We start from the raw sequence: 8,985 nt of genomic DNA, 5'->3' as shown, positions 1-8,985 counted from the left end.
TATACAGCCCACATGGGTAACCACATCATCATAAAAGCCAGGGCAACCATACTGGCATAATTTCGCTCAAGTTTGTCGTATCTTGTTGCTATTGCTCGAAAATGTTTAATTCTGGCAAAGGCATTTTCAACCAGATGCCGATACTGATATAAGTGCCTGTCAATGCTTTGGTCACTTTGGCGGCTGTTTTTCCGGTAAGGGATCACGCTTGTTGCTCCACCCTTTCGGATAAAGTCTCTGAACTTTTCACTGTCGTATCCCTTGTCGGCAATGACATACTCTGACGGAGGTGACTGCATAATCAGACTCTCGGCATGAACAATGTCGTTTTCTTGACCGCCTGAAAGTTCAAAGTGGACAGGAAGTCCATAACTGTCTACCACCAAATGGATTTTGGTTGAACGTCCCCCTCGACTCTGGCCTATTGATGTATCTTCCCCTGAAGCTGCGCCGGCACTGTGCTGATGCGCCCGGATTATACTGCCATCAATGAACAACCATTCTGAATCAGTGTGATGAGATAACCATTTGAATAATAACTGCAAAATACCTTTCTTTGACCACAGATTAAAACGACAGAATACCGTATTCCATTGACCGAAATCGGCAGGGATATCCCGCCAGGGGCAGCCCGTTCTCATTCGATAGAGAATGCCTTCCAGCGTCATACGGTGTCCTGCTTTGTTATAGACACGGCCACTGTGTCGCATCAATGAGGATAGCGTATTCCATACTTCATCTGTTAACATAGTTCTTGGCATGATGGTGAGGTAGAGTCGTTTTTTGGCGAAAGCAATTATACCCCATCATCATGCTGTTCCGTAATTCCTCTCAAAACGTCAACAGCCCCTAGGTTATTTCCAATATATTTGGAATCTTACATGGTAAATACACATAAAAATCGAGGTTATATGAATCAAGCCACTAAGATTCCAGATATATAGAGGGGTATTTGACAAATTCCATATATAGGTTAGCCTAATGACATAACTAGATTCCAGTACTGGAATAATCAGTTTTAAATTCCAGATAGATAGTTATGTGGATAGAAATTGGATAGGAATTGGGAGGGTTTTGAGGTGAGGCTACCAACGGAGCGATGGTTAGATCTGCTAGATCCTAAGCTCGAAGAAGAACGATCTGAGATAACGGAGGATCTGCTAGAGGCAGAAGGACGAGAGTTTGTTTCAGAGGTACGGAGCAAGCTGGATCACGCCTTAGCAGTTCTTGCTGTCGAAGCGCAGCAAGAAGCTGACATGTACTGGAACGCGCACAAATCAGCGCGTGAAGAAGCGTCAGAAGACGAACAAGGCCGCGTCGGAACACGGGTGCGGATTCTCGGCGTATCACTCGTAGCTGAGTGGTATCGCAACAGATTTGTCGAACAGGTTCCAGGTCAAAAGAAAAGGGTTCTATCGACACATATCAAAAAGGGTCGCGGCCACGCCTATAGCATGTCGCACTTCAAGAAAGAGCCAGCATGGGCACAAGAACTGATCCAGCAAGTAGAAACAAGGTATGCCGCGTTAAGACAACGTGCTACCGCTTTAGCCAAAATTCGCCGGGCGCTTAACGAGTACGAGCGTCTGCTAAACAAAACACATAGCGGCGAGGTGTGACAACATGACAGCATCTGTAGCGGCCACTGAACTGGCGAAGCTGAGCAAATGTGAAGCGATGATCAAGAAAAGCGCCAGCCATCCTCGCCCTGCACCAGCAAAGCGCCCACAATCGCCCCAAGGGACAGATAACACCCTTCGGGGTTTCGGGGTGAGTTCGCCCATTTCCGGTATGAAGCGGCAGCCCTGCGCTTCATGAGCAGCACTGCGGGGGCTAGGCGTCGCATCTACCAGTTAGTGTTTGCAGCAACGGTAGCAGCGGGAGTATTGACACTGCTGGCAGCATGGACCACCAGCTAGAAAGTATCGACGGAACAATCATGAGCAAGAGAACCAAAGACAAAGACCTGGAGAAACTCGACGTAATCAAAGACTCACCACAAATGAACCTGTTTGAGATCATTGAATCTCCGGCCAAGAAAGACGACTACTCCAACACCATCGAAATTTACGATGCGCTGCCTAAGTACATTTGGGACCAGAAGCGAGAACACGAAGATCTGTCCAACGCTGTAGTGACGCGACAATGCACCATCAGAGGTCAGCAGTTCACAGTGAAGTTGAAACCGGCCATCATCGAAAAAGATGACGGGAGAACCGTGCTGATCTACGCGGGACAGCGAGAGGAAATCCTTGAGGACGCGCTACGCAAGCTCGCGGTGAACGGCAAAGGCCATATCATCGAGGGCAAAGCTGGCGTTATGTTCACTCTGTACGAGCTCCAGAAAGAACTGTCGAAAATGTGCCACGGTTACAACCTGAACGAGATAAAAGAAGCGATTCAAGTCTGTCGCGGCGCAACACTCGAATGTATCAGTGATGACGGTGAAGCCTTCATTAGCTCCAGCTTCTTCCCGATGGTGGGATTGACCACCAGAGGTGAGTTTCGCAAGAAAGGCGGTAACGCCAAGTGCTACGTACAGTTCAATCCGCTGGTCAACGAATCGATCATGAACCTGTCGTTTCGTCTGTACAACTACAAGATCGGAATGCAGATCCGCTCCCCTCTCGCCCGGTACATCTACAAGCGAATGAGCCATTACTGGACTCAAGCTTCACCAGAGTCACCTTACACGCCTTCACTCATTAGCTTCCTGACCCAGAGCCCTCGTGAGTTGAGCCCACGAATGCCAGAGAACGTCAGAGCAATGAAGTTCGCTCTGGAAGCTCTCATCAAACAAGAGGTCATAAGCGATTACGATGCGAACCAGATCAAGGATGGCCGCAGAATCATCGACGTGCGGTACGTCATCAGGCCTCATGAGAACTTCGTGAAACAGGTGATGGCATCCAATAAGCGCAAACAGCAAACGGAACTCCGAGCTATAAAACAAGGGCAGATAGACCATCATATCAATGATAAGACACAGCGCAAGTGAAGAACAGAAGTGCGTCAGCGCCTTTTTTTACCTACCGAAAGAACATAAGTAATGACGCTGACAGCAGAGTCTCTGTATATGGGGTCGCTGCACGGTTCGATCTCGCTGAATCCCAAATGTAGCAGAGGCTGAGGCACTATATGTGGGTCATTGTACGGTAACTACATTGTGTCGGACAAACGCACAAGACAGGCCAAATACGAGTGGGATTTTGCTTGCCAAGGCAGAAATAGTTGATCGTAATATATTAATAATTAATTGTTTATTATATGTAAATCTGCACGATATGAGCTTTGATATATGGGTACGTTGGCACGGAAGTTGATAATGGGCAATCTTGTATGTGGGAATCCTGCACGGTTGACGAAGAAGGACAAAGGTTGACAGATCAGGACAAACCTAGAAAGAATGACTCTAACAACAAAAAGTGGCTAAACGTTATCCACATTTCCTGTGGATAAATGGGGTATTAGTATATTGGAGCGCTGCACGATTACATGTGGGTTTTCTGCACGGATCAAAAAACGACCAATTTTAATATATGGGAACATTGCACGATAGGAGCATCATATATGGGTCTATTGCACGTTTGCGATCGCGTATATGGGGATGCTGCACGGATGCCAGATCGCCTATATGGGAACACTGCACGAATGCTCTGTTTTTAAAACATTTTGTGGAAAAAAGGTGGATACGTGTGGATAACAGTGAATAAGATCAAAGGCTATATGGGAGCACTGCACGGAAACCTATGGGTTTGTTGCACGTAACTATATGGGTTCGCTGCACGTAATAAATACTAAAAAACTAACTATGTCAAAAACTTGCTGATGTTTTTAGCTCACATAACCTGTTTTTAACCGCTTTTACCCTTTATTCAAAGATCTAAAGATCCTTATGATCACCGAATAAAAAATAATCAGATTTGTTTTTTAGAAAGAAGTCTCCTATGCGAGACCAAACACGACGAATATCACCAGTAAATCAAGCACCGACAGCACAAAGTAGCCAGACTCGTACATCAACTGTTTTGATCAACGAAGCGATACTGATCGATCTTCCCACGATCCAGGAATTTGAAATCCATAGAAACCAAACACGGACAAGAGCTTGGTACCACGGAAATTGTCAAGTAGTTGAAGATAGGCCGATCAACCGTTCATAAAGTGCTGGCATAAGCGCCTTGACTGCATCTCATTTGAGATACATAATATGGTTGTGAATAACAATCGGAGAACAGATCATGGCTCACACTTCAATGCTACATGTTCGGGTCGATGATGAACTGAAGACTGATGCGACAGAAAAACTCGCCAGCTTTGGCCTAACAATATCAGATGCCGTCCGCATTCTGTTAACTCGCATAACCAAAGAGGGTGGATTACCCGTTGGACTGACGGTAGATCCGGAAGCACATGATGCTTGGTTCCGAGACAAAGTAAAAGAGGCTTTGGCGGACACACAACCCACTGTATCACATAAGCAGGTAATGGATGAGGCTCAAGCTTTGATCGACAGGAAACGTCACCGTGCCTGAATTGGAATGGCTGGAACTGGCACGTGCCGACCTACTGGCGATAGTGGATTATATATCAGACGATAATCCGGATGCGGCACAACGCGTAAAGGATGATATTGAGGCTAAGGCTGAAAAACTGCCAAATTTCCCGAAAATAGGTCGCCCTGGACGAGTCGAAGGAACCAGGGAATTGGTTGCCTGGGCGAATTATATCCTTGTATACGAGGAGACCCCCTTTATCATCCGAATACTACGCGTGTTACATGCTGCACAGCAGTGGCCCCCGTCCTAATCGAATTCCACTCACGGAGTATATTTTGGGTAATGACCAGATAACTGCGATAACCGCTAACTTTTTTGGCAGGTGATTTCTCTATAGAAACTTATGGTTTTGAAGCCTTCTAGCTGGGCAAAACAGTAGGTTTCTGCGCATTAGCTCTTAGCGTACATTTTAGTTCCGTTGGACTTCAACCCCCATCCACTGAAACGCAACTAATGACCCGAAACCACAGAGACAAGAGCATGTTCCCTCAGGACAGACTCACTCAATAGGCCATACTGCATACCCCATACCCCACAATGCGAGCCTGCCTATGGCAAACCCCAAGCCAACGCTAAGCACTCGCACCATGACCACTTTCAATGTGACTGGAGCCATGATTCGATGGCGCTCAATCACCTCTCACACTTTCTTCTCGGCGCTCGCCAGTGATGAAAAGGATCTTCTTTCCCTTGAAGCGATCTTGATTGTTGAGCGCTCTGCGGCCCACATCAATCTTCAATGCCGATGAGCACCACCTTGTTTGCAGTGACGGGGACTGCTGGAGAAACCGAAGGAGTTGCTAAGCTTGGAGCGATTGTGGTCTCTAGGCAGCACCAGAAGCCTATCAGGCGTTTCTACGCGATGGGGGTGGCTAGATTCTCCTTGAGCATTTCGCCCTCAAGCTGACGGCAGTAATCACGCATAAAGGCTCAATCCATCAACGAACTACCTTCCCGACCGTCAACGTCATGGTGCCAGAACTCCACCTTCGACTTGTCAACTCCCATGTCCACCAGCCGCAGGTATGCAGCGATAGAATCTTTGCCTCTAGAAAGGCAAACAATGATGTGATCGTACAAATCAAGGTCTACATCCGGAGCAGAGAAGTACGTTGTTCTGTGGTTACAACGCTGACTAGAGGATATATCGGTAAGAACCGACTCCAGGGATGGCAACACCACCTGGTCATCGAACAGATCTCCTTGGCTTTCTCGTCTCAACATAAGTCGCTCTTTTTTCTTTACTGAGTTGTTTTTATAATTTACAGTTTTATAAAATGATTCTGTAAAAGATAAAGTTTTCAGATCGACTAATCACTCAGGAGAACTTGAGAAACACCAAAAAGCAATCTAAAGGTGGTTTTTCGGTGAGGTGCGTTCAGGGATAGCCCGTCGCGATTGGTTGAAGATCATCAGGAAGTGGTTTTTTGGTGGGGTTACGGTTTGCGGGGTGAGTATGTGGGAACGTTGCACGGTTAAAGGGGGCCGCACATGAAAACGATAAAGCGGTTCATCGTATGGGTGAATTATGGTCTTGAGGGCTGGAGCATTTTTGGGTCGAGCGATAACTGGGATGAAGCGGTATCCATCCGTTCAGAAGCGATAGAAGAATGCAACATTGATGAGGATGACATCATCTTGGCAGAGAACAAAAACGAGCTGGTGGTGAAACCTGCGGCCAAGCAGATGACTGAGTGGCACCGGGAACTGGAAGCAGCTGTCCTTATGACCCTGGATGACTGCCAAATGGAATGTGATGGCATGACATGGGCAGTAAGCCACCTGCTGAATGAAGCTGGTGTTCCGCACGACTGCATGTACGGCTTTGTGCGAAACGAAAAAACCAAAGACATTGTAACCCCTCATTTCTGGGTTGTCCTTGATGATGGGTGGCTGGTGGATCTGAGGCTTCGCATGTGGCTTGGAGATCACGACAGCATTCCTCATGGTGTGTTTCATCCCGAGAACGAGCCCGGCTTCTTCTATAAGGGAGACTCAGTTCAGAACCACAATCAGAACCACAAAGAGATGAGATTGGGGAAGGCTGTCCTAGACATCATGACCGACGGAAAACTTTCACATGTGAAAGTTCCAGAACGACAAAACGGAGAGTAATAGCGTGGAATTTGATTACGATAAGTCAGTGTCGAACGCACACCTTGAGGCAGCAGGCTGGGGTATAGATGCCTTTAATCACTCCAGTCCATTCGAGAGCCATGTCATCTACGTGCGTGACTACCGCAACGATCATGTTCGCCTGTTCACTATCAAGCAGACCGATTTCGACACGATAAAGCTGCCTCTGCACCTTACCTCCGACATGCTGGCTTCGGTGGTCGCTGAGTTCGTATCGAAAGCGGCAAAGGGGAAGTTGAACACCAAGGAGTCTGACACGTTGGCTATGCCAAATCAACCGAAACCTACCGGAGCTGGCGGAGGGTATCAGGGGCAACAGAACGACTGCACATGATCATCAACATCTACGCGGGCATAGCTCGGGCTACTGAGACAGTGCTGACTGCCCAAGAGGTGTTGGTCTTCTCGTCGCAGGTCAAGAGAATGGATGTGTCCAATCATCCTGAGTGGTTTAAAGGCCGGAGGTAGTCATGAAGGCAGTTCTCTGGATATTCGTCCTGATCATCGCCCCTTTCGTCATTGCGAAAGGGGACCAGTGGCGCAAACGCGGCATTGGAGACACTTGGGAGTGGTGGAAATCAGAGAACATGCCTCATGAGCTGCGCTCAGCCACTCTGTTTCTGTCCGAACAGGACATATCAACCACCCTGCTGGTGCCAATGCACGGAAGGGTTGACCAGGTGTACCAAACCCAAAAGGGGGTATTAATCCCCTTGGACACCAAGCTACGCCAGATAAACCACATCTATGAGTCGGACATCATTCAGCTCTCGGTTTATCGGGTAATTCTGTTACACAAGTACAAGGCACCCGTTGCCAAGTACGGCTATGTCCGAACCGTTGTAGAGACAGCGGACGGGGATAGAGTCCGTTACATCAAGACAAATCTTCTCAGCGAAAAAGAAGTGGTCAAGCTGTGGCACCTCTACAAATCCCTTCGCTCTGGTCAGGTGAAGTCCACCTGTACCTGTGGCGGAAAGTTTCACATGTGAAAGTTTTTGGGATGAAAACATGGTTGCCCGAATTGGGCAGTTAGGCGGGGTTGCATTTTTGAAAAGTCCTGTACGCTGGTTGGTATAGGAGGTGAATCGTGGCCCAGCTTAAACACAACCGCTTCGTCATGTTGAGGTCCCTGGTGGTAACTGTCGTAGCCGCTGCCAACGGGTTGAGCTTTCTCACCCTAATTACCGGTGGAATGGCTTTTCTCCAAATCATGGCTTGGAAGCAACAAGATACAGTCCGAAGCCGTTTCAAGGCTGCGAAGGATGCGTTTGAAACGTTGAACATCATTGCGTTCGACAAGCACTGGGTAGGTTCAACCGCGACGGTCGCCAAGGTATCGAGCATGCTCACCCCGCCCGAACGACTGGATAAGCCCTGGGCGGTGCAAGTTCTGGCAGTAGCCAAAGGCGGGACATGGTTCGCAGTGGACCTGCAAGTGACCGGTACTGACAAGGTTCAGATGCTCAGCCTCCACCAGCTTAGTGAAAAGGCTGCAAAGACCATGCTGGCCTTTGACCTTGAAGTGTATGAGAGATTTTTCGGAAAACCTGAAGTTGCATGAGGACAATGTGATGGAAAAAGTCAAAAACGTAGATGCTGTGGAGTTCACGGCAGCAGATAAAAAGGCGATGACCCATGCGGCATATGCCCAGTGTTTCTTCATTCTGGCCCAAGTGCTGGCGTTCCCCTCCCTGGGGGTGGCTGGCGCTATGGTTGCAGCTCTGTGCGGCATGATGCCGTGGCTGACCAAGTTCGCCAAAGAAGCTCCGTCGAAAGCCTTTGGCATGGTGATGGCTTCACTCTGTCTGGCACCTGTTTACGGGAAACTCTGTGAGCTCGTGATCCACGCGATTCAGGGAGCTTGAGCTTATGGGGGTAGTACGAGCTCCCTATCTCTTAGCTGAACTTAAAGAACGCGGGTGTGCTGATGACCCTGCTCTGGCTGAGGTCATGCAGCCCGGATGCCGGATTGGAGAGGAAGACCTGCGAGCGTTGGCCGCCAAGTTAGGGATTGATGTGTCCGATCTGGCACCAGCGCCAGAGAACGCGGCCAACACCCGGTTCAAAGCAAAGCTGAGAGGAGGTTTGGCTTCCTTTCTTTTTGAGTACGACGGGTGTTTCCGACATGCCGAAGGCTCCAGCCACGCAGAGATGCTGGGTATCGAGCAAGAAGACGATATTGGTTTTCCGAGTAGAGCTGCTGATGCCATGCTCTTGGAAAAGACACTCTACTAGGTGATAGCACGGGCCAAGTACATGCTGAGCAAGATCAACAGCAAGTTTGTCA

General features: G+C 48.4%; 12 protein-coding genes and 1 pseudogene. 10 read left to right on the top strand and 3 right to left on the bottom strand.

The features are described from left to right. Nucleotides 1-761, bottom strand: a 761-nt coding sequence (locus tag ACGF63_RS18965; protein WP_387632686.1) for an IS5 family transposase, incomplete at its 3' end; no start/stop codon positions are given. 318 nt (nucleotides 762-1,079) lie between these two features. Here ACGF63_RS18965 and mobI point away from each other — a divergent pair. Beyond that, the gene (gene mobI, locus ACGF63_RS18960) at nucleotides 1,080-1,619 is read left to right on the top strand and encodes a conjugative transfer protein MobI(A/C) (protein ID WP_387632685.1); all 540 of its coding nucleotides are present in this window, start codon (nucleotides 1,080-1,082) and stop codon (nucleotides 1,617-1,619) included. Here mobI and ACGF63_RS18955 read toward each other — a convergent pair. Further along, a complete protein-coding gene (locus tag ACGF63_RS18955; RefSeq protein ID WP_387632683.1) occupies nucleotides 1,590-1,784 on the bottom strand; it encodes a hypothetical protein in 195 nt (64 codons plus the stop codon). The genes mobI and ACGF63_RS18955 overlap by 30 nt on opposite strands. Nucleotides 1,785-1,939: 155 nt before the next feature. Here ACGF63_RS18955 and ACGF63_RS18950 point away from each other — a divergent pair, with 155 nt between their 5' ends. The 3 genes from ACGF63_RS18950 to ACGF63_RS18940 all read left to right on the top strand — a co-directional run bounded on the left by ACGF63_RS18950 (nucleotide 1,940) and on the right by ACGF63_RS18940 (nucleotide 4,809). Next, nucleotides 1,940-2,998, top strand: coding sequence for a plasmid replication protein (locus ACGF63_RS18950; protein ID WP_387632682.1), 1,059 nt, complete (start codon nucleotides 1,940-1,942; stop codon nucleotides 2,996-2,998). A 1,240-nt stretch (nucleotides 2,999-4,238) separates the two neighbouring features. Continuing rightward, nucleotides 4,239-4,535, top strand: a complete 297-nt coding sequence (locus ACGF63_RS18945) for a type II toxin-antitoxin system RelB/DinJ family antitoxin (protein ID WP_387632690.1) — start codon at nucleotides 4,239-4,241, stop codon at nucleotides 4,533-4,535. Beyond that, on the top strand, nucleotides 4,528-4,809 hold the full coding sequence (locus tag ACGF63_RS18940; RefSeq protein WP_387632681.1) for a type II toxin-antitoxin system RelE/ParE family toxin: 282 nt from the start codon (nucleotides 4,528-4,530) through the stop codon (nucleotides 4,807-4,809). Before ACGF63_RS18945 ends, ACGF63_RS18940 begins: the two co-directional genes overlap by 8 nt. A gap of 394 nt (nucleotides 4,810-5,203) precedes the next feature. On the opposite strand, the pseudogene ACGF63_RS18935 reads toward ACGF63_RS18940, so the two are convergent. Continuing rightward, nucleotides 5,204-5,783, bottom strand: a pseudogene (locus ACGF63_RS18935) (phosphohydrolase); the annotation flags it as partial. A gap of 267 nt (nucleotides 5,784-6,050) precedes the next feature. Here ACGF63_RS18935 and ACGF63_RS18930 point away from each other — a divergent pair. From ACGF63_RS18930 to ACGF63_RS18905, 6 genes are all read left to right on the top strand, one after another. Then, the gene (locus ACGF63_RS18930) at nucleotides 6,051-6,674 is read left to right on the top strand and encodes a hypothetical protein (RefSeq protein ID WP_387632679.1); all 624 of its coding nucleotides are present in this window, start codon (nucleotides 6,051-6,053) and stop codon (nucleotides 6,672-6,674) included. A 4-nt stretch (nucleotides 6,675-6,678) separates the two neighbouring features. Further along, nucleotides 6,679-7,029 (top strand): hypothetical protein, encoded by a 351-nt coding sequence (locus ACGF63_RS18925; RefSeq protein WP_387632678.1) that lies wholly within the window; start codon nucleotides 6,679-6,681, stop codon nucleotides 7,027-7,029. A gap of 136 nt (nucleotides 7,030-7,165) precedes the next feature. Beyond that, a complete protein-coding gene (locus ACGF63_RS18920; protein ID WP_387632676.1) occupies nucleotides 7,166-7,687 on the top strand; it encodes a hypothetical protein in 522 nt (173 codons plus the stop codon). 98 nt (nucleotides 7,688-7,785) lie between these two features. Further along, nucleotides 7,786-8,259, top strand: coding sequence for a hypothetical protein (locus tag ACGF63_RS18915; RefSeq protein ID WP_387632674.1), 474 nt, complete (start codon nucleotides 7,786-7,788; stop codon nucleotides 8,257-8,259). 10 nt (nucleotides 8,260-8,269) lie between these two features. Next, nucleotides 8,270-8,563: a hypothetical protein gene (locus tag ACGF63_RS18910; protein WP_387632673.1), complete on the top strand. Its 294-nt coding sequence runs from the start codon at nucleotides 8,270-8,272 to the stop codon at nucleotides 8,561-8,563. A gap of 4 nt (nucleotides 8,564-8,567) precedes the next feature. After that, nucleotides 8,568-8,933 (top strand): hypothetical protein, encoded by a 366-nt coding sequence (locus tag ACGF63_RS18905; RefSeq protein WP_387632672.1) that lies wholly within the window; start codon nucleotides 8,568-8,570, stop codon nucleotides 8,931-8,933. Nucleotides 8,934-8,985: the final 52 nt, after the last annotated feature.

The sequence above is a fragment of the Photorhabdus sp. RM322S genome (assembly GCF_042879395.1).
Lineage (GTDB): Bacteria > Pseudomonadota > Gammaproteobacteria > Enterobacterales > Enterobacteriaceae > Photorhabdus > Photorhabdus khanii.
Note: the sequence above shows the minus strand (reverse complement) of the source record. Positions and strands in the feature narration are given on the sequence as shown.